Source organism: Paraflavitalea devenefica (genome assembly GCF_011759375.1).
Taxonomy (GTDB): domain Bacteria; phylum Bacteroidota; class Bacteroidia; order Chitinophagales; family Chitinophagaceae; genus Paraflavitalea; species Paraflavitalea devenefica.
In genome coordinates this window covers 1,565,941-1,585,752 of sequence record NZ_JAARML010000001.1, presented here as the reverse complement: position 1 = coordinate 1,585,752, position 19,812 = coordinate 1,565,941, and the positions used below count along the sequence as shown (strand labels likewise).

At 45.3% G+C, this 19,812-nt stretch carries 17 protein-coding genes; 10 read left to right on the top strand and 7 right to left on the bottom strand.

The genetic code is table 11. From position 1 onward, the window contains the following. The first annotated feature begins 33 nt into the window (after nt 1-33). Nucleotides 34-2,478, top strand: coding sequence for an outer membrane beta-barrel protein (locus tag HB364_RS06485; RefSeq protein ID WP_167287049.1), 2,445 nt, complete (start codon nt 34-36; stop codon nt 2,476-2,478). A gap of 122 nt (nt 2,479-2,600) precedes the next feature. On the opposite strand, the gene HB364_RS06480 is transcribed toward HB364_RS06485, so the two are convergent. Both HB364_RS06480 and HB364_RS06475 read right to left on the bottom strand, forming a co-directional pair. Beyond that, the gene (locus tag HB364_RS06480; protein WP_167287048.1) at nt 2,601-3,161 is read right to left on the bottom strand and encodes a porin family protein; all 561 of its coding nucleotides are present in this window, start codon (nt 3,159-3,161) and stop codon (nt 2,601-2,603) included. 283 nt (nt 3,162-3,444) lie between these two features. Next, on the bottom strand, nt 3,445-5,073 hold the full coding sequence (locus HB364_RS06475; RefSeq protein ID WP_167287047.1) for a hypothetical protein: 1,629 nt from the start codon (nt 5,071-5,073) through the stop codon (nt 3,445-3,447). Between the two features lie 210 nt (nt 5,074-5,283). Between HB364_RS06475 and HB364_RS06470 the strand changes: the two genes are divergently transcribed. The 5 genes from HB364_RS06470 (at nt 5,284) to HB364_RS06450 (ending at nt 11,657) form a co-directional block, all read left to right on the top strand. After that, nucleotides 5,284-5,916, top strand: a complete 633-nt coding sequence (locus HB364_RS06470) for a TetR/AcrR family transcriptional regulator (protein ID WP_167287046.1) — start codon at nt 5,284-5,286, stop codon at nt 5,914-5,916. A 20-nt stretch (nt 5,917-5,936) separates the two neighbouring features. After that, nucleotides 5,937-6,992 carry an HlyD family secretion protein gene (locus tag HB364_RS06465; protein ID WP_167287045.1) on the top strand — a complete coding sequence of 352 codons (1,056 nt, stop codon included), beginning with the start codon at nt 5,937-5,939 and terminating at the stop codon, nt 6,990-6,992. 124 nt (nt 6,993-7,116) lie between these two features. Further along, a complete protein-coding gene (locus tag HB364_RS06460; protein WP_167287044.1) occupies nt 7,117-8,703 on the top strand; it encodes a DHA2 family efflux MFS transporter permease subunit in 1,587 nt (528 codons plus the stop codon). 45 nt (nt 8,704-8,748) lie between these two features. Continuing rightward, on the top strand, nt 8,749-10,059 hold the full coding sequence (locus HB364_RS06455) for a TolC family protein (protein WP_167287043.1): 1,311 nt from the start codon (nt 8,749-8,751) through the stop codon (nt 10,057-10,059). Between the two features lie 776 nt (nt 10,060-10,835). After that, nucleotides 10,836-11,657, top strand: coding sequence for an SDR family oxidoreductase (locus HB364_RS06450; RefSeq protein ID WP_167287042.1), 822 nt, complete (start codon nt 10,836-10,838; stop codon nt 11,655-11,657). Here the strand turns inward: HB364_RS06450 and lysS are convergent. Continuing rightward, entirely contained in the window at nt 11,654-13,174 is a 1,521-nt protein-coding gene (gene lysS, locus HB364_RS06445) for a lysine--tRNA ligase (protein WP_167287041.1), read from the bottom strand. The two genes, HB364_RS06450 and lysS, sit on opposite strands and share 4 nt — an antisense overlap. A gap of 158 nt (nt 13,175-13,332) precedes the next feature. On the opposite strand from lysS, the gene HB364_RS06440 reads away from it, so the two are divergent. Beyond that, complete coding sequence (locus tag HB364_RS06440) at nt 13,333-13,866, top strand: PH domain-containing protein (protein ID WP_167287040.1); 534 nt, start codon at nt 13,333-13,335, stop codon at nt 13,864-13,866. Next, nucleotides 13,841-15,331 carry a PH domain-containing protein gene (locus HB364_RS06435; RefSeq protein ID WP_167287039.1) on the top strand — a complete coding sequence of 497 codons (1,491 nt, stop codon included), beginning with the start codon at nt 13,841-13,843 and terminating at the stop codon, nt 15,329-15,331. The genes HB364_RS06440 and HB364_RS06435 overlap by 26 nt, the downstream gene beginning before the upstream one ends. A 3-nt stretch (nt 15,332-15,334) precedes the next feature. Here the strand turns inward: HB364_RS06435 and HB364_RS06430 are convergent, their stop codons facing one another. From HB364_RS06430 to HB364_RS06420, 3 genes are all read right to left on the bottom strand, one after another. After that, nucleotides 15,335-16,216: a flavin reductase family protein gene (locus HB364_RS06430; protein ID WP_167287038.1), complete on the bottom strand. Its 882-nt coding sequence runs from the start codon at nt 16,214-16,216 to the stop codon at nt 15,335-15,337. A gap of 48 nt (nt 16,217-16,264) precedes the next feature. Beyond that, entirely contained in the window at nt 16,265-17,281 is a 1,017-nt protein-coding gene (locus HB364_RS06425) for a fumarylacetoacetate hydrolase family protein (RefSeq protein WP_167287037.1), read from the bottom strand. A gap of 155 nt (nt 17,282-17,436) precedes the next feature. Then, nucleotides 17,437-17,730, bottom strand: coding sequence for a hypothetical protein (locus HB364_RS06420; protein WP_167287036.1), 294 nt, complete (start codon nt 17,728-17,730; stop codon nt 17,437-17,439). 301 nt (nt 17,731-18,031) lie between these two features. Between HB364_RS06420 and HB364_RS06415 the strand changes: the two genes are divergently transcribed. Beyond that, nucleotides 18,032-18,409: a helix-turn-helix domain-containing protein gene (locus HB364_RS06415; RefSeq protein ID WP_262889751.1), complete on the top strand. Its 378-nt coding sequence runs from the start codon at nt 18,032-18,034 to the stop codon at nt 18,407-18,409. 80 nt (nt 18,410-18,489) lie between these two features. After that, entirely contained in the window at nt 18,490-18,927 is a 438-nt protein-coding gene (locus HB364_RS06410) for a nucleoside deaminase (protein ID WP_167287034.1), read from the top strand. A gap of 14 nt (nt 18,928-18,941) precedes the next feature. Here HB364_RS06410 and HB364_RS06405 read toward each other — a convergent pair whose 3' ends face one another. Then, on the bottom strand, nt 18,942-19,667 hold the full coding sequence (locus tag HB364_RS06405) for a 3-keto-disaccharide hydrolase (RefSeq protein ID WP_246228340.1): 726 nt from the start codon (nt 19,665-19,667) through the stop codon (nt 18,942-18,944). Nucleotides 19,668-19,812: the final 145 nt, after the last annotated feature.

Below are 19,812 nucleotides of genomic sequence, written 5' to 3'. Positions count from 1 at the left end.
AACAAATTACCTTATCAAATACAAAGTATAGCCATGAATTTTACAAAGTATCCTTTGTACAGGATCTGCCTGTGCCTTCTTTGTTGTGCTCTGGCCATCCCGGTCCTGGCACAACAAAAACAGGCCACCATCAAAGGGGTGGTACAGGATAGTGTACAAAACAAAAACCTGCCTTTTGCTACAGTTGGGTTGTACCATATCAGCAATCAGGAAAAGCCATTGCGCAACATCCTTACCGACAACAAAGGACGCTTTGAATTTACCAAAGTAGATACCGGCCGGTACATTCTTTTTGCTACCAACAGCGGCTTTGCAGAAAAATCATCTTTGCCCGTCAGTATTACCGGCGATGTGGCCATTATTGAAATACCGGCCCTGCAGCTAACACCTTCCCACAAAGACCTGGCGGCCGTTACGGTATCTGCCCGCCGTCCGCTCATTGAGCAAACGGAAGATAAGCTCATCTACAATACAGAGGCCGACCCCTCCAATACCGGGCAAATGGCTACTGATGTATTAAGAAAAACACCTTTCATAACGGTAGATGGGGAAGGCAATGTGCGGCTCAACGGCCAAACCAATTTCAAAGTATTGCTCAATGGCAAGGAAACAGCCATGTTTACCAAAAATGCCAAAGAAGCAATGCAATCATTCCCTGCCAACCTCATCAAAAGCATAGAGGTCATTACCAGCCCTTCGGCAAAATATGATGGGGAAGGCGTAGGGGGTATCATCAATATCATCACCAAAAAGAAAATAGTAGGCTACAATGGCAATATTGGCATCAATCAAAACACCCTGGGCAATACCAGCGTGAACGCCAACATGAGCTTTAAATACGGGAAATTCGGTCTCAGCGGTTATTATGGATTAAACCGGGCAGATGGAATAAAAGCCCGCAATGCCTCCGAGACAGAATCCTTCAATCCGGTGGCATTTTATAAGCGTATTTCTACCGGCCAGCGAAAGAACAATAACTTCTATAACTATGGGAATATTGAATTGAGCCTGGATATAGACAGCATGAACACCCTCAGCACCTACGGCTCCATCAATGGTGGGCGATCTGAGAATGTAAATCACCGCATCTTCAACCTTATTGCTCCCAATAAAATTGATACCACCACGACTATCTTTGATGATAACTTTTCATTCAGGTACCCTTCCTGGAACTGGGGCACCGACTTTATTCACAAATTCAGGCGCAATGCGGAACAGGAACTGACCCTCAAAATGTTTCATGATTACAGTGATGACAACAACCTGCTCCTAAGCGACCAGTATACCGCCGGCAGCCATCGTTCTGTCATCAATGACAATAAGGCCAGCAACCGCCAAAGCACCTGGCAGCTTGATTACATACACCCCTTCAAAAATAAAATGAAGCTGGAAACCGGCCTCAAGCTCATCACGCGCAATGCATCTGCGCTCTATCAAAGCCAGTACAGGTATTCGCCCAATGATAAGTTTATCATTGACAGCAGCAATTCCGACAACTTCCATTACCGCCAGTATGTATATGGAGCTTATGCCACCTGGCGCTTCAGCATTAAGAAATTGAGCTTCCGCATCGGTAGCCGTATAGAACGGACAGTCATAGATGGCAACTTTGTAAAATCAAATACAACTGTGGAGCAGGATTACCTCACCTTCATGCCTTCCTTCTTTGTATCACGCAAATTTGCTAATATCCATACCCTGTCCTTGTCTTATACCAAACGCCTTTCACGCCCTTATATCTGGGACCTCAATCCCTTCGTACAAAATACCGATTCCCTGAACCTCAACTTTGGCAATCCCCATCTTGACCCGGAAATATATCATTCCATTGAGCTCGGCTATACCGTGCTGAAAGGAAAAACAAACATCAATATCCGTCTTACCGAAAACTTCAGCAACAGCCAGATAGCCCGTTACTCTTATTTTAATGAAAATACAGGAGTTACTTCCTGGACAATGGACAATATCGGCACCTATTCTTCTACCGGCCTCAGCGGCAATATGGCCGTTTCCTTTACCAGTAAATGGAGGTTAAATACCAATTTGGGTGTACGGTACGATTTTGTAAAAAACAAGCTCAATCCCGCTCAGAAGAATAATGGCCTGGGTGGCTGGGGCAATATCAATACCAATGTGGATATCACTAAAAAAATTACCGCTTTTTTCAATGCCAATCTAAACAGGGCACCCGCCCAATTGCAGGGATTTTATGGACTGAATTACTGGTATGGTTTCGGCGGCAATATCAAATTACTGAAAGACAAACTCACTGCATCACTTAATCTTAATTACATTTTCCAAAAAGAAGTTGGATGGAAAAGTTCCCTCGGAGATAAAAACTTCCACACCAATTCCTGGAACTACAGGCCTGGAAGAATAGTCAACATAGGTCTTCGCTGGAACTTTGGCAAACTGTCGGAAAATGTATCCCGCAAACGTGGTGTAAACAATGATGATCTCAAAGCTAATAGCAACTAAAGCATTTAAGTATTGTTTTGTTTTTCTTATAGCCGTTTTGCCGGTATCTCAACCGGAAGGTTACAAGGCCGGGTGTCTACCCGGCCTTTTTGTAATGGATATTAATTTAAACGCTACTTAACTTAGTGTAACCGCACGTACATGCCCAATTGGCCACCACGGTTCATATTTGTTACATTGTTATTCTTCGAAATGTCTGTTAACCCTGCATGATAACGGCCATAGAAACCTAATTGTCTGGTAGCAGCTATACCCACACCCAGATTCAGGCCAAAGTCGGCTTTATTATAGTTTCCGTCTACCTCTGTGTCGTTACCATTACCTTTTGATTTGGCAGAAGTAAGGAAAGCTATCTGCGGGCCAGCTTCAAAATACAATTGCTTTACGGCATAATATTGTACCATAACAGGTACCTGGATGTAACTAAGCGCCAGGGTACGTTCGCCTTCACCGGTCATATATTTTTGCCCCTGACCGGAATAAAGTAATTCGGGTTGTATGCACCAGCGGGAATTAATAGTGTGGTGCAGGAACACACCAACGTGGCCGCTTATACGGTTATCACCATTGAAATTGGAAACGTCCGTAATATTCAACCCGCCTTTGATACCCGGCGTTAATTGCGCCTGTGTAAAGCTTACTACGCAACAGGCAAGCGCCGCCATTACTACAATCTTTTTCATAATGATTGATTTTACACAGGTAATAAATCAAAGGACATGCCATACCAATCAACATTAATATAGTGTTGTGGTTACCAGCTAAATAAACATATCGTATACTTTAAACGGGGAACTTTGTTTATACAATATTAATAGTGGGATCGGGCAAGAACATGCACAACCTTGCCGCTGAATGGGAATATTTGTTAAAATACAAAACCGGCCTGTTAAAAGCCGGTTCTGTAAGCTGAAATTTTGCCGCGCAGCTTTTGCAGCGCTGCAGTATCTATAATATCCTTATCAATTATTTACAGGTAGCATAATCATTCGCCATCTGTACATATCCTTTCTCATTGTTGAAATCATAGCCTGCTTTTTCCAGGTTGGTCAATACGGCAGGACAATCCTTAAAATACTCTTTCATCATCTCCGGCTTTTTCTTATTCCAGTCTTTTCCCTGGTTGGCCAGTTCTGCTTCACCCGGACGGGCAAACAATACAGCATTCGTCGGCTCATTGCCATAAGTATCTTTATACACTTTTATCTTCGCGCTGTTATAGATCACCTCCAACATATAATCGCGGGCCCTTAACAGGTCCATACTCAGGGCGCCTGCCTGCGCCATATTAGGCTTAAACTTGTGGCTCTCGAATACACGCTGATTAAAGCAAAGTGTTTTGACTTCTCCATACTTAAAGCTCTTACGGACCGTCTTTCCTTTCTCATTGGTATATTCAAAAAGTACTTTGTTGGAGCCATCCAGGTCAATTATAGTGCCATTCATTTGCTGGGCAATATGTTTGCCCTTCAGTGTATCGCCTTTCTCCAGCACCAGCCAGCCTTCGTTGCTTTTCTCTGTTCCGCCAAAAATGGCTTTTACATCTCCCGAAGTAGAGTCAGGCCTTATCTTGGGTGCGCTTAAACTGCTATAATAAGCAGCCGCTTCCACCTGGTATGGCTTACGATCAGTATACTCCAATCTGTTGCCCAGGAATTTAGTACCGTTCTCATACAGGAAGTCCAGCGATTGCTTCAGCTTCACCGTATCATACGCCAGGTAATACAGGAAAGCCAGGGTAGAATTACCCGCTACTTTAATATCCTTCGCATCATAACCTTTGGGAAATTCCTTATTAATAAAAGTAGTGATCTCAGTCTCATAAGGAACTATGAACTGTTTATAATCAGTCACGGCTTTCTTATTCAGGTCAGCTACCAGGCGGCTGTTTAAAGAATCAAAAAATACCAGCTCAGGATATTTTTTGGCGGCACGGTACACACTGGGCAGAGTAACAGTCCGGTTTTTGAAAGAGTTCATATAAGTATCTTCTGCACGGATGGCCATCCGTTTAATCACCTGGAACATTAAGCTGTAATTCTCTGCTGCTTTCTGGTTGGCCAGTTCCTCTGTAAAAGAGTTCTTAATAAGCTTGTTAACATCCTGCTGGATCTGCTCGGAAATATTCACCTCCTTGATCAAATAAGGTTCTTTCTTGCTGTTCATAACAGCCAGCTTCGCTTTACCGCTCAGGCTGTAAGTATTGGTGCCAAAACTGCCGGCATTGATAAGCGACGCAGAAAAACTGTTCACAATGATCACAATGGCCAGGTCTGGCTCCTTGCCCCATTGCGCTTCCACGCCCGCTCTTGACAATTCCTGGCCAATGCTCATCCGGAACGAATCAATATTGGCTTCCCCTTCCTTCCCCTTATTAAATGTGTTTTTCTTCGGTTTCACCGGGAACAGGGTGGTCAGTAATGACTCGTCTACATCAGCCACGTAGACAATACTTTTATGGTCACTGTATCGCTGGTCCTGTGCGTACCGGTAAATAGAAACAGGAAACTCCGGGTATTGAACCGTCTGGGAGTAAGAAAAGTGGGAAACAAAAAAACATACGCATAAAAAGAGCAGGGCGCGGCTCTGTTTCATAGAAATTAGATTTTAAATAATTAATTGTAAATAACACACAAAATTAGCCGTTTACGCGGCTTATGCAAGCCTCATGATAAAAATACCAGACTACCCAATTACCTCAGCAACCATCACCCGGATAACAAAATAATAACAAAGATTCTCAATTAAACGATTGTTTAATTTAAACGTTTGTTTAATTTTGTACCAGCATTAAAGCATTGCCAAATGAGTCCGGTGGAAAAAACAGATAAGCGGGAGCATATCCTGCTCATAGCAGAAGAGTTATTTGCAGAAAAAGGGTTTGACGGCACTTCGGTCCGGGATATCGCTCAGCTTGCCAGCGTAAACCTGGCCATGATCTCCTATTACTTTGGGTCGAAGGAGAACTTATTAAAAGAGCTGATAGAATACCGCTTCAGTACCTCCATCTCCGCATTGGAGGAAAGGACCAATGATCAATTGCAAAGCCCCTGGGAAAAGATAGAATGGATCATTGATTTTTATGTGGAGCGCATCATCAACAACAGCCGCTTTCACAACATCCTGTCCCAGGAATACAATACCGGCCGTTCAAAGGAGATCAAGGAATTGATCACCGACATCAAAATGCAGAACCTTGAGCGCATTAAGAAGATCATAGCAGAAGGGCAACGCAAACAGGCCTTTCGCAGGGTAGATGTAGAAATGACCATGGCCACGCTGATGGGTACCATTACCCAGGTGGTTAAAATCAAAAATGTGTATTGTGCCCTGTTAAAAATAGACAGCACAGATGATGACGAATACAGGAAAAAGGTCACAGTGAGGCTAAAAACGCATCTCAAGGATCTGTTCCGCGCCCATCTTGAGGCAAAATAATATTAATTGTTTTTATAGTTATGGAAAATCAACCGAATAACCAAACACCCAAAAAAAAGAAATCTCCCTTACGCTTCATTATTTTAGGAGTTATACTGATAGCCGGTGGCTATTATGGTTACACAAAGATCAGCTATTCAATGCGTCATGAAAGCACCGACAATGCACAGGTAGAAACGCAACTGGTTCCTGTATTGCCACGTGTGGCAGGTTATGTAAAAAGCATTGCCGTAAAAGACTACGACTCGGTAAAAGCCGGCCAATTGGTGGTGGAATTGGATGATGCCGAACTGCAGAGCCAGCTCCTTCAACTGGAAGCTGATTACCAGGCTGCACAAGCCGATCTCAGCAACGCCAAAGCTGCCCTCAACAATGCCCTCGTTTCACTCCGTGTAAACGAAGGAGACATTGACATCAACCAGGTAAAGCTCGAAAAAGCCCAGAAGGATTATAACCGCAACAAGAACCTCTTTGCAGAAGCGGCCGTTACACAAAAGCAATTGGATGATGCGAAATACGATTACGAAACGCTGGTAAAAGAGCTCGACAACAGCCATAATGACCTGGCCAGTGCAGAAAGCCGTATCAGTGTATTGCAGGCCGCTGTACAAAAAGCTGCTGCCAACATTGAAGTAAGGAAAGCGCAGATTGAGCAGCAGAAACTGAAAATATCTTATACTAAGATCTATGCTCCCCAGGCAGGAAAAATTGGTAAAAAAAACATATCAGAAGGTCAGTATGTACAGGCAGGCGCTCCGTTATTCACCATCGTGAATGACACCACCTACTGGATCGTGGCTAACTTCAAAGAGAACCAGATCACACGGCTGCATCCCGGCATGCCTGTAGATATTGAAGTAGATGCCTATCCCGATCTGAAATTAAAAGGATCAGTGGAAAGTCTCAGTGATGCTACCGGCGCCAGGTTTGCCTTACTGCCGCCAGATAATGCCAGTGGTAACTTCGTAAAAGTAACACAACGTATACCTGTTAAGATTGCCATCAGTGATCTTACCCAACACAAGGAAATATTGAGAGCAGGACTTAGTGTATTTGTAAGTGTTCCACTGAATTAATAAGCCATAACCCAGAACGGTCTTCGTCGTAAGAGGAAGAAACCCGCATTCCCACAGGGAATACCGGAACAGGATTCTTTATCTCACGATGCAGGTTTTGCCGGGTCACGATTAACATAAAACTATGTCCAGTCCAAAAGGATTTGCCAAATTTATAATAGTCCTCACTACCGTAACGGCCGCCGTTATGGAGCTGATAGATACCTCTATCGTGAACGTGGGGTTGAGTGAGATGGCCGGTAGCCTAGGCGTAAACATTGAAGATGTAAGCTGGGTGATCACGGCCTATGCCATCGCCAATGTGATCATCATACCTATGACCGGCTGGCTCGCTGAGTACTTTGGCCGCAAGAATTACTACATCGTATCCATGATCATCTTCACCATTGCCTCCTATATGTGTGCGCAATCAACCAACCTGGTGGAACTGATTGTATGGCGGTTTATACAAGGTATTGGCGGCGGGGCTTTATTATCTACTTCGCAGGCTATCCTGTTCGATTCATTCAAGCCGGAAGACCGGCCCATGGCCGCAGGTCTGTTTGGAATGGGATTGATATTAGGGCCTACGCTCGGCCCTACCGTAGGCGGCTATCTCATAGAACACTTCTCCTGGCCCTGGATGTTCCTGGTAAACCTGCCCGTAGGTGTCATTGCCACCATACTGGCCATGATCTTCATTGATAAAAAAGAGGGCGAAGGGAAGAAAAAAGACCAGCTATCTATTGACTACATGGGTATAGCATTACTAATGGTGGGCATTGGTTGTTTACAGTTTGTACTGGAGAGAGGGGAATCGGAAGATTGGTTTAGCAGCAATGCCATCCGTGTAAGCGCTGTATTGGCAGCAATAGGTGTAATCGGGTTTATAGTTTGGGAATTGAAGACATCAACACCGGTAGTGAACCTGCGCATACTGAAAAAACGGAGCTATGCATTCACGCTCGTTTTTACTTTTGTAGCCGGGCTTGGTCTTTTTACCTCTGTATTCGTTTATCCGGTATTGGCACAACGGGTATTGGGTTATTCAGCGTTGGAAACGGGCTTATCCCTCTTACCGCCTACACTGGCCGGTGTGATCATGATGCCCGTCATTGGCCGCATGATGAGCAAAGGTGTTTCGCCTATACCATTCATTGTTGTAGGCTTTATCCTATTCACCATTTATTGCTGGACAAGCGCCGGTGTAAGTCCGGACGTAGGCCGCTGGGCATTTTTTATTCCCCTGCTTATCCGGGCCTTTGGTATCTCTATGTCGCAATTGCCATTGATCAATCAGGCAGTAGCAGGACTTCCACCCAAAGACTATGCGGCCGGCATTTCCCTCAACAATATGATACGGCAGATAGGTGGCGCCTTTGGTATTGCCCTGGCCAACAACTTTATCAGCCAGCGCTACGCCCAGCACAGGAACAACATGGTGGCCAACACCTATGATGGCGCAGCAGCTTTTACAGAAAGAGTAAATGCTATAACCGGTAACATGATTGCCCAAACAGGCAGTGATATTACCACCGCTACAGCCAAAGCGCATAAAATAATAGACCTGGCAGTAGACAAGCAGGCTTATTACCTCGCTTACCTCGATACATTCAGGCTCATTGGTATTTTCTTCCTGCTGGTATTACCACTGGTAGTATTCCTGCGGGTGAAAAAGAAACCGGCCCAGGACCCTAAGGCCGCCAAAGAAGCGATGGAGGCAGCTCACTAAATTTTAACCGGCAACAACATGAAGATGTGCATAAATACAAGTAGTATGAAACAATTAGTAACCGGAGCCCTGTTGCTCCTGCTGTTGCAAACGGCGGGCGCGCAGGAATCACCGATAAAAGATGAACAACTAAAAGGATTGATACAGGCGGCAGTTACCAACTATCCCCGCATTAAAGAACTGGAGGAACAACTCAAAGCCGATGACGTAAGAGGGGAGATCATCAAAGCGGGTTATTTACCCACAGTAACCACCGATCTCAGTTACCAGTTCATGGCGCCTTCGCCCAAGGTAGAGTTTGAAACACCAGCGGGGAAAAGCTCCCTGGCCTTTCAACCCTATAATAATTACAATGCTGCCCTGACAGTAAAGCAACTGATCTATGATTTCGGTAAAACAAAACTGCAACTGGACCGGAATGAAGCGCAAAGGACATTGAACAGGGAAAGCGTTGATAACACCAGGAACGCCATCGCTTATCAGGTAGCACAGATCTACTACAACATACAATTCCTGCAAAAAAGCATCCAGGTACAACAGGATCAGATTAACTCGCTGAAAGAGAATGAGCGGCTCATACAGGCAAAGATCAGGAACGGGGATGCACTGGAATACGATCTGCTCACCACACAGGTACGTACTGCCAATGCCACCAACCGGCTGAATGACCTGCAAACCCAACTGGAAAAACAATACGTATTGATGCAGTGGCTTTCCGGGGTAGATACCAAAGGAAAAATTGCAGCCAGCGGCGCCGATACCTACCGCGAAGATGCCCTGAACCTGGTATTGGAGCCCGGTGACTGGAAAACCAATAACTCCGACGCCAAACTCATTGAAAAGCAAATAGCCGTATACGAATACGATAAAAAAGAAGCCTCCATCAGTTCAAGGCCCAACATCATGGGGTCGGCCAGTGGCGGGGTGCGCAATGGTATTCAACCAGATATTGATCAGTTCCGGCTGAATGGCACAGTGGGCGTCGGCATTGCAATCCCTATCCTGTCATCAGACCGCCCCAAGTTACGGCAAAAACTAACCCAGGTACAGATAGAAACTGCTAAAAGGTCCATGCAAACGCTGGAATCGAATATCAGGAAGGACCTGGCCACCGTGCAACAGGATTACAAGGGGCTGCAGGAAAAACTAAGTAATACCAATGTGTTGGTACAGCAGGCAGAGCGTGCCTATAAACTGGCCCAGGTACGCTTTAAAGAAGGGTTGATCACCAATGTGGAATTACTGGACGCACAAACCAATGTGGAAAATGCCAACCTGCAACAGGTACAGCTTCAATACCAGGCACAACTGGATAAGCTGGAAAGCCATAAAGTGGTAGGCTCAAAAATATTCTAAACTACGTTGATTAGTTTGGTCCTTACTGAGAGGGGACCATGTTTTAAAGGTGACGGCTGCGCTTCTGCGTGGCCGTTTTTGTTGATGGTAGGTACACAGTACTACAGTTAATAATTTTTTATTAAGCATTTTGATATTACAAAAACCATTTACGTGAAAAATACGTTCGTTTTGTATAGGTCTGCTTTGTCTTTTGCAGGCCTTGGTTTTGAGTGAGGACGGTCGCGCTCCCTGGAGCGTGGCCGTTTTTGTTAAACTGTTGCATCCACAATCCTCTGGTATACCCCAAAAATGAAACAGTCCTGAATTTCTTCAGGACTGCTCAAAAACTTTTGTACGAAACCTTACCAACAAAACTGGGTCATCAATAGGTACAAATTTTACTTCTTTCGTAGGATCTTGGACAACTTGGATTTGGATTTTAAGCGCGTTCATTGAATGATTCCCGGACGATCTTTCTTCGGTTTTTTGGATTTTAGGGCGTCTTTCCCGGAGGTCAGACTGGTTCTTTTCAAAGGATTTGGCTTGGATATTGGATTCGGTTTTTGGGATATTGGTGTCCGTGTATCAATCAATCAACAATACAAACATAGAGACTAACTCCTTAAGTTGCAATAGGATAATTGCTGCGTTCTAAAATTTCGTTAAATACCGGCAGTATCGTAAAATTACTGTCGACCATTTTAGTACAACCACTCTATATTTTAAAAGCTATGGTAAAGCCGCTATATTTATGGTTGTAATAAAAAGTCGTACATCTTTAAATCGCTTGTTATATGAAATTTGAAAACAAGACAGTGCTCATTACGGGCGGCAGCCGGGGTATAGGAAAAGCGATTGCTTTACGGCTTGCACGGGAAGGCGCCAATACAGTGATCGTTGGGAAGACAGCAGAACCCCATCCCAAACTGGAAGGGACCATTTATACAGCCGCTGAAGAAATAGCCAAGGCAGGCCCGGGAAAGGTACTTCCCCTGCAGGGAGACATTCGTTTCGAAGAAAGCATTCAACATATTGTAAAAAGCACCGTTGACACCTTCGGAGGCATTGATATCCTGATCAACAATGCCAGCGCCATCAATTTATCGCCTACCGAACAGACAGAGCCCAAGCGCTGGGACCTGATGCACGGCATCAATGTAAGGGGTACTTTTTTCATGAGCCAGGCTGCCATCCCCTACCTTAAAAAAGCCCATAACCCGCATATCCTGAACCTCTCCCCGCCCCTGAACATGGACCCCGCCTGGTTTGCCAAACACCTGGCCTACACCATGAGCAAATACGGAATGAGTATGGTAGTGCTGGGACTGGCAGAAGAAATGCGCACCCACCGCATTGGCGTGAATGCACTATGGCCTAAAACCACCATTGCTACAGCCGCCGTTCAAAACCTGCTGGGGGGTGATTTCTTGATGCAGCGCAGCCGCACCCCGGAAATCGTAGCCGATGCAGCCTTCCACATCCTCCAAAGGCCCTCTTATGAGTGTACCGGCAACTTCTTTATTGATGAAGAAATACTAAAAGAACAGGGCGTTACAGATTTTACATCCTATGCTGTAAATCCTGAGCAGAAACTGATGATGGACCTGTTCATTTAGCCATTCATAACCTCCGGACGCATTTGCGGGAATAACAATACATCCTGGATACTGGGCTGGTTGGTCATGAGCATGCACAGCCGGTCAATGCCAATACCGATACCGGCAGTGGGGGGCATGCCATATTCCAGGGCGCGCAGGAAGTCATGGTCAATATACATAGCTTCATCATCGCCCCGCTCCATCAGTTTTACCTGGTCTTCAAAACGTGCCCGCTGATCAATAGGGTCATTGAGCTCACTGTAGGCATTGGCAATCTCCTTACCATTGATCATCAGCTCAAAACGTTCCACCAGTCCCGGTTTGTCGCGGTGCTTTTTGGTAAGCGGGCTCATCTCTACCGGGTAATCTATAATAAAAGTGGGCTGGATATAATTGTCTTCGCACTTTTCACCAAAGATGGCATCAATAAGCTTTCCTTTGCCCATGCTGGCTTCGGGGTAAATACCCAGCGACTTACAGGCCTCCCTTAATTGCGCCTCCTCCATATTGCTTACATCCACACCTGTGTGTTCTTTGATGGCATCATAAATGCTCACCCGCTTAAAAGGAGCTTTGAAATCAATGGTTTTATCGCCCACTTTCACTGCTGTAGTTCCATGCAGGGCAATGGCCACCTTTTCCAGCAATTGCTCGGTGGTTTCCATCATCCAGTAATAATCTTTATAGGCAGTGTACCATTCCAGGATCGTGAATTCCGGGTTATGGGTACGGTCCATACCTTCATTACGGAAGTTGCGGCTGAACTCATACACCCAATCAAAGCCACCTACTATTAATCGCTTGAGATAGAGCTCATTGGCAATGCGCAGGTAAAAAGGCACATCCAGCGCATTGTGGTGTGTAATGAACGGCCGGGCGATAGCGCCGCCGGGAATGGATTGCAATACCGGTGTATCCACTTCCAGGGCCCCCTGGTCATTCAGGAAATCACGGATCGTATTGATCAGCTTGCTGCGCTTCAGGAACGTTTCTTTTACATCAGGATTCACGATCAGGTCGGCATAACGCTGGCGGTAGCGGAACTCAGGATCGGTAACCGCATCAAACGTTTCTCCTTCCTTGGTTTCCTTTACAATGGGCAGGGGCTTCAGCGATTTTGTGAGCATGGTAAGTTCCAGCACATGGATAGAAGTTTCTCCTGTTTTGGTCGTGAATACATATCCTTTCACGCCAATAATATCGCCTATATCGGCCAGGTGCTTCCATACTTTATCATAGAGGGACTTATCTTCTCCGGGAGCTATCTCATCACGCTTGATATACAACTGGATCCTGCCGGTGCTGTCCTGCAATACAGCAAAACTGGCCTTACCCATATCACGAACACCCATAATACGGCCGGCAAGGCATACGTGGGCAAAATCAGCCTTGTTCTCTTCACCTTTGTAGTGCTGCTTAATATAGGCAGCCGTATTATTAACGGGATATAAGGGGGCAGGGTAAGGTTCAATACCCATTTGTTGTAACTCCTTCAGTTTCTCTCTACGGATAATCTCCTGTTCTGATAAATGCATGTAATAAATTTGAAATTTTAGCTACCAATGCGGAAACCCACTGGTAAAACGGCTGCAAAAATAAGTATTTCAGTCAAGTTGCCGGTATTATTACCGGCCCGTTGCCAACGCTCCCGGCCCGTTGCCAACAATAGAACATTAAACGCTACTTTTAGCACATGGAATTTCTGAATGACCAGGTACATATTGAAAACCTGCCCCGGGTGGAAAATGTCACCCTAACGCCTATAGAACCCTCCTACCGGAAGGTTTTACATTGGGAATGGCTTATTATATGTAGCTTATTGGGGGTACTGGTAGCCATATTGCTGTATTTTATAAAACCGCTTCATCAGATAGTATGGGTTAGTGTGATGACAGGTGGCTGGATACTGGTAGCCGGAGCCTCCTATTGGTTACAGGAAAAATCATTCAGCACCAGGGCCTATGCTATCCGGGAAAAGGATGTGATCTACCGCAGCGGATGGATCATTCAAAGTACGCATACCTGTCCTTTTAACCGCATTCAGCACAGTGCGGTCACCATAGGTCCGCTGGAAAGAAAATTCGGGCTGGCCAGCCTGGTACTCTATACTGCAGGCTCCGATGAAGCCGACCTGCGCATTCGCGGTCTGCAGGAAGCCACCGCCTGGACCCTAAAAGAATGGATCACCAAAAAAGTAGCCGATGAACCAGTTACCGGAGGAGAATAGCTGGAGTATTCCGCAAAGACAGGCGAAGGCAGGTTTACTGATCCTTATATACAAGTCTGCCATTGCCCTGGTCAAGACATTTTGGCCGCTGCTGGCGATATTGCTATTCCGTGAAAACAAGAAAGGAGTTGACACCCTTGAGATAGCGCTCATTGCCCTTCCTGTGTTTACGCTTGTCATATCACTGATTAATTATTTTTACTTCCGTTTTCATATTGCCAGGGATGAGCTGATCATCAGGAAAGGATTTATCATTAAAAAAACAATCGCCATCCCTCTGTATAAAATACAGGCTGTACATATTGAGCAAAACCTGCTGCACCAGATTGCCAATGTAGTCAAAGTAAAAATTGATACCGCAGGATCAGAAAAAACAGAAGCTGTTATTGATGCCATTACTGTTCAAAAAGCCGAACAATTAAAAGAGTTCCTGCTGCAGGAAAAACGGCTCTCCGCGAATGAGGAGGTAGCTACCCCTCCGGCAAGGGATATTCCGGTAATGCGGCTGTCATTGAGCGATCTCGTAAAACTAGGCCTTTCCGCCAACCATATCCAGGCATTTTTCATAGTGCTGGCTTTTAGCATATCACTATTACAGAACCTCGAAGAAGTTTTTGGCGACCGCGTCATCAGGGCCGTGCGCGATTCCTCTTCAGCGGTAGGGGTATCCATTGCCTCTGTATCATTGGTAGCGGCCTTTGTATTGATCATTTCCGTGGTTGTTTCCATGATGCGGATCTTTCTGAACTATTTCGACTTCCAGCTCTCAGAAAGTGCCCAGGGATTTAAGATAAAGACAGGACTGATCAATACCCGGCAAAACCTGGTCCCCTTTTCAAAAATACAATACATATCCTGGGAAGCTAACTGGATACGTCGTAAGGTAGGCCTGTACAATATGGAATTTCATCAGGTCATGAGCGATGACCAGCGCAACAAAAAACAACGGGTAAAAGTACCGCTCACCCAATTTACTTATGTTGATAAGCTATTAACGCATTACCATGGTTTGGTGCAACCAACGGCACAGGCTGATTATAGGATACATACTTCCTACACCTTCCGCAGAACATTGTTATTCGGTATCCTGCCGGTAGCATTACTGTTAACGGTACTTTTACTGATCAACTGGAATCCCTGGTTATTCCTGCTTGTGGGGTGGATACCCGTTATTGCCTTACATGCATTCGTTTTCCGCAGGAACTTTCGCCTCTATGTGGCACCCGACGCATTGCAGGTGAATAGTGGTATCTGGGGGCGAAGAACACAGATTATCCGCTGGTATAAAACGCAGCAGGTGTTTTTGGAACAATCCATTTACCAGCGAAAGAAAGAGCTGGCTACGCTCTATCTCTCTACGGCCGGTGGTACCATTACCATTCCGTACATATCATTAAAACTGGCACAGCAGATCCAGGACTATGCCTTGTATGAAGTAGAACGCACAGAAAGGGCGTGGATGTGAGCATTAATTATTGGCCAGCAATACCTGCCAGGCGGCTGTTACATTTCCGGTATCCAATAACTCTTTTGCATATAGCTGTAACTCTTTTTCCATTTCTTCGGGGTTAACAGCATAATACTGGATAATATTCTTTAGCCTGTCATCATGGAAGGCAGGATCTACCACCGGTATATCATGTACATTGGCCAACTGGCCCAGGTTATTACCGGTGAGTATGCTGCTGCTGCGCACGGGTGCAGGTAGCGCATCTATTCCAATGCCCAATTTAATATTGGGCTTCTCCACCTGGAACAAATTGCTTTCATCCACCCGGCAATACCAGTCGCCACCAAGGCGGGCTATATGGTGCAGCTTCCGCTGATCTATAAAACCCTGATCATTCAGGATGGCATCATCAATATGCATTACTATTACTTCACAAATCACCAGGTTACCTGCCCCACCTTCAGTTCCTAATACTTTCACTTCACGTACCAGACACTCCATCTTCACCTTACTTTCCTTCACCATGGGAGGCTTTATGGTAGAAGCTGCCTCAGGAGTAAAACCAGCTTTTACAAATTCATTGACGTCTTTGGGGAACTCACAACTGGCCAGGCTCATTTGCTGCACCATGGCATAGTCTACGATATTAATAACTACTTCAGGCACTTCCAGTACATTCTGTAAAGTGTGCTTGGTACTATTATCCCTTACCCTGCGCGATGGGGAGAAAATAACAACGGGAGGCTGGGTAGAAAACAGGTTAAAGAAGCTGAAAGGGCTGAGGTTAACCTGTCCCTGTTTATCAATCGTACTGGCAAAACATACCGGGCGGGGCGCGATGGCATGCTGCAGGTAATTTTGCTTTTGTACAGTAGTAAGCGTAGCAAGATCAAGGGTCATAAAACAGCATTTTAGGCACAGTAATACAGCGAATCCAAACCCTGTATGTTAAGACCGGGGCATTTTCTTTCTTTCCAGTATAGAGAACGGATCATCTTCCTTAACAATCGTATTACTCAGTACGCCCAATCCATCTATTTCCATTTCTACAACGTCGCCTTCCTGCAGCCACCGTTCAGTAAAATTGGGGGCATTGAGCTTACCGGTACCATTAAGTTCAAGAAAGCAGCCGGTACCTACTGTTCCGCTGCCAATAACATCACCGGCAAAAAGGGTAACGCCGTAAGAAGCACGCTCAATGATCTCGGCAAAAGTCCAATCCATATCTCCCACATTACCATCGCTTACCTGTTCTCCATTTACACGGCATTGCATACGGAGGTTCCAGCTTTTACCCACATGGCCTTCTTTGGCGGGGATCTCATATTGCTCCAGTTCGTCCAGCGTTACCAGCCAGGGGCCTATCACAGTGGAGAAATCCTTTCCTTTTGCGGGGCCAAGGTTCAGTAACATTTCTTCCATTTGCAGGGTGCGGGCGCTCATATCATTCATGATCATAAGACCGCCGATATATTGATCTGCATGTTCTGCACGGATATTGCGGCCATGTTTGCAGATAACAATCGCAGTTTCCAGTTCGAAGTCCAGTTTCTGAAAATGATCAGGCATACAGGATACGTCGCCTGGTCCCTGGATAGCAAGGTGGTTGGTAAAATAAAAAATAGGGTATTGGTCAAACTCCGGGATCATAGGCACCTTACGGTTACGGCGTGCTGCTGCTACGTGTTGCCTGAAAGCATAACCATCCCGGCAGGAAGTAGGGAAAGGTACCGGGGCCAGCAGGGTGGTTGATTCCAGGGAAAAGCCTTTTTCACGGCTAATTCTTCCTTCCTGGATCATAATTTCACCTCCCTTGGCCATGGAATAAGCATCATCCCAATAATTCAGGAACATGCTCATATTATGAGGCAGGTCCGGATGTAATGTTTCCATGTCATACAAAAGCCCATCTACCAGTATAGCGAGGCGGTCATGGCCTTCCAGGAGATAAGAAACCAGTTTCATAGCAGCAAATTTAGAGGCTGCAAGATATGGAAAAAGCCATGTGATAATAATGAGTGAGGACGGCCACGCTAATAAATTGCCGGGCTTTCAGAAGAAATAAGGATGCTCTCCTGCTCTCTGCTCCTGTTCTGCTTTCCTCAATACTTAACAGGGCATCATTTTTTCTTCTTTCGTTTATTTTTTGAAGGTAGTTTTTGTTGGTGTATAAGATAAGCTGCTTCGGTCAGTAACTCTAATTGCTCATAGAGAAAGATTAAGTTACTCCGTTCCCGGCCTTTGGAATAGGTACTGTTGTCCGTGCCGAGGGCCGTTAATAACCAATCCCAGAGAAGCTCGCGCAGATCTTTTAAATGGTAACATTCAAAAAAGCAGGTAAATACAGCGGCCGGTTCCAGTTGCTGCTCTTTGCTGAGGCGGAGTAATTGATTGTGATTGCCGTTCGTTTGCATAGTCTATAATTAATAAATGAATAAACCAGACCCCAAAACATACCCCGAGCTCCATAGCCCGGACCGCTGCAATATTTTGCAGACGGCACGCATGTTTCATGCTCATCTTATTAAGGAAGATTATCTATGCAACAGCTTCGGAGTATTGTAGTAGCCGGGAGATGTCGTAGTTAGCTAACCCGGTAAATGTATTGTTTACTCTGCTGCACTTCAGTTTACAAATATTAAATATATTTATAAACACAAATGTATTCATGCCCTTCGAGACTACCAATTTTCTTAGCAAATTTTTTTAAAAAACATGGAGAATTTTTCAAACTATTTTGGCAAAAACCTTCAGTTTTTGCGTAAGGAAAAAAAGTTGCGGCAGCACCAAATGCTCGACTGCCTTGGGTTCTCACGCACGACATGGTCCAATTATGAGCAATGCAGAACAGCGCCATCGCTGGACGGGCTTATAAAAATAGCCAAGTTTTTTGGCGTAAGTTTAGATGAACTCATCGCACAGGACATTGAACAAAAGTTTAAAGGGAAGAAGCATAAGGCCTATGCGTATAATGAAACGGTCGTGATGGCAGAGGAGCCCAATATGGCCCTGGACTACATCAGAAGCCGGCTGGAAAGATTGGAGAATGAAATAGATATTATAAGAAGCTCACAGGAGAGCTCTCCCTTTTGAGGGCATGTATGCCAGGTAAAGGAATAGCTTTCCAAAATAGCGTTTGAGGATGGCGCCGGCAGGCTTTACCTTCGCAGGGTATGACAGATGAATTTTACATGCAACAGGCGCTTAAAGAAGCGCAGAAAGCTTACAGTGAAGGAGAGATACCTGTAGGGGCTGTTGTAGTATTAAATAATAAAATTATTGCGCGGGGGCATAACCAGGTAGAACGGTTAAATGACCCCACTGCGCATGCGGAGATCATAGCCCTTACATCGGCATTCAATTTCCTCGGGGCCAAATACATTCCGGAGGGTACATTATATGTTACAGTAGAACCATGCCTCATGTGTGCGGGCGCCTTATACTGGAGTAAGGTCAGTAAAATAGTATGGGGCGCTGATGATGAAAAGAACGGACATAAGCGAATTACGGGCAACAACTGGCCCTTTCACCCTAAAACAGAAGTTGTGAAAGGAATACTGAAAGAAGATTGCGCTGTACTGATGCGAAACTTCTTCCGGGATAAAAGATAGTAACTACGTTATTCTTATAACTTGCGCAGCTTAATATTTTTAAACCATATACCGCCGCCATGATCCTGCAGGGCGATATGTCCTTTCTTGATCATACCATACTGTTGGGCATCTTTCCATTTGCTTTTTGCTTTCAGTTCGTTCCATTCAGGTGTCCACAATTCAAAATCTACCACTTTCTTTCCATTGAGCCAGTGTTCCACATGGGCGCCATTAACAACAATTTTGGTTTGATTGTATTCACCGGCGGGTTTGGCAGCCAGGCTTGAAGGAGGATGCATGGCATAATCTGAGCCGCTCTTTTGCCAGTCTTCCAGTTTATCAGGGTAACCTTCATCATCTATAAGCTGGTATTCGGGACCGGTTTCATAAGAAGCGCCTTTGCCCTCTGCTGAACGGTAAATTACGCCGCTGTTAAAGCCTTTATTGATCTTCCAGTCGAAGACCAGTTCAAAATTATCATATTGGTCTGTAGTGATCAGGTCTGCCCGGTGTGCCACATTGCCTTCCTTACAGTGTAACTGGCCATTCATCACCTCCCATCCTTCGGAGGCCTGGTTGCGGTAGGGTCGCCAGCCATGAGTGGTTTTGCCATCAAATAACAGGACCCATCCGGCTTTCTTTTCAGCCGGGGTAAGCACATTATCTTTCGTTTGATAAGGCGCAAAGGCTGCAAGGCCTATACAGATAAAGCTCAGCATACAGCAGGCAATAATGATCTTTGCTTTGGACAGGTACATAAGCGAGGTTTGAATGAGTAAAAAACGGGACAGTAAGATACTATAAAAATCCAATGCCTGGTACCTGTGTGAGGGTTTAAGGCGCATTATAAAGCCATTAATTCCGGGTGCCGCGTTATTGGAATTGGTCAATCAACCAATGACC

What these genes read in the sequence shown, in the direction of transcription:
- HB364_RS06485 (WP_167287049.1), top strand. Translation starts at nt 34, where the DNA reads ATGAATTTTACAAAGTATCCTTTGTACAGGATCTGCCTGTGCCTTCTT.
- HB364_RS06480 (WP_167287048.1), bottom strand. Translation starts at nt 3,161, where the DNA reads ATGAAAAAGATTGTAGTAATGGCGGCGCTTGCCTGTTGCGTAGTAAGC.
- HB364_RS06475 (WP_167287047.1), bottom strand. Translation starts at nt 5,073, where the DNA reads ATGAAACAGAGCCGCGCCCTGCTCTTTTTATGCGTATGTTTTTTTGTT.
- HB364_RS06470 (WP_167287046.1), top strand. Translation starts at nt 5,284, where the DNA reads ATGAGTCCGGTGGAAAAAACAGATAAGCGGGAGCATATCCTGCTCATA.
- HB364_RS06465 (WP_167287045.1), top strand. Translation starts at nt 5,937, where the DNA reads ATGGAAAATCAACCGAATAACCAAACACCCAAAAAAAAGAAATCTCCC.
- HB364_RS06460 (WP_167287044.1), top strand. Translation starts at nt 7,117, where the DNA reads ATGTCCAGTCCAAAAGGATTTGCCAAATTTATAATAGTCCTCACTACC.
- HB364_RS06455 (WP_167287043.1), top strand. Translation starts at nt 8,749, where the DNA reads ATGAAACAATTAGTAACCGGAGCCCTGTTGCTCCTGCTGTTGCAAACG.
- HB364_RS06450 (WP_167287042.1), top strand. Translation starts at nt 10,836, where the DNA reads ATGAAATTTGAAAACAAGACAGTGCTCATTACGGGCGGCAGCCGGGGT.
- lysS (WP_167287041.1), bottom strand. Translation starts at nt 13,174, where the DNA reads ATGCATTTATCAGAACAGGAGATTATCCGTAGAGAGAAACTGAAGGAG.
- HB364_RS06440 (WP_167287040.1), top strand. Translation starts at nt 13,333, where the DNA reads ATGGAATTTCTGAATGACCAGGTACATATTGAAAACCTGCCCCGGGTG.
- HB364_RS06435 (WP_167287039.1), top strand. Translation starts at nt 13,841, where the DNA reads ATGAACCAGTTACCGGAGGAGAATAGCTGGAGTATTCCGCAAAGACAG.
- HB364_RS06430 (WP_167287038.1), bottom strand. Translation starts at nt 16,216, where the DNA reads ATGACCCTTGATCTTGCTACGCTTACTACTGTACAAAAGCAAAATTAC.
- HB364_RS06425 (WP_167287037.1), bottom strand. Translation starts at nt 17,281, where the DNA reads ATGAAACTGGTTTCTTATCTCCTGGAAGGCCATGACCGCCTCGCTATA.
- HB364_RS06420 (WP_167287036.1), bottom strand. Translation starts at nt 17,730, where the DNA reads ATGCAAACGAACGGCAATCACAATCAATTACTCCGCCTCAGCAAAGAG.
- HB364_RS06415 (WP_262889751.1), top strand. Translation starts at nt 18,032, where the DNA reads ATGGAGAATTTTTCAAACTATTTTGGCAAAAACCTTCAGTTTTTGCGT.
- HB364_RS06410 (WP_167287034.1), top strand. Translation starts at nt 18,490, where the DNA reads ATGACAGATGAATTTTACATGCAACAGGCGCTTAAAGAAGCGCAGAAA.
- HB364_RS06405 (WP_246228340.1), bottom strand. Translation starts at nt 19,667, where the DNA reads ATGTACCTGTCCAAAGCAAAGATCATTATTGCCTGCTGTATGCTGAGC.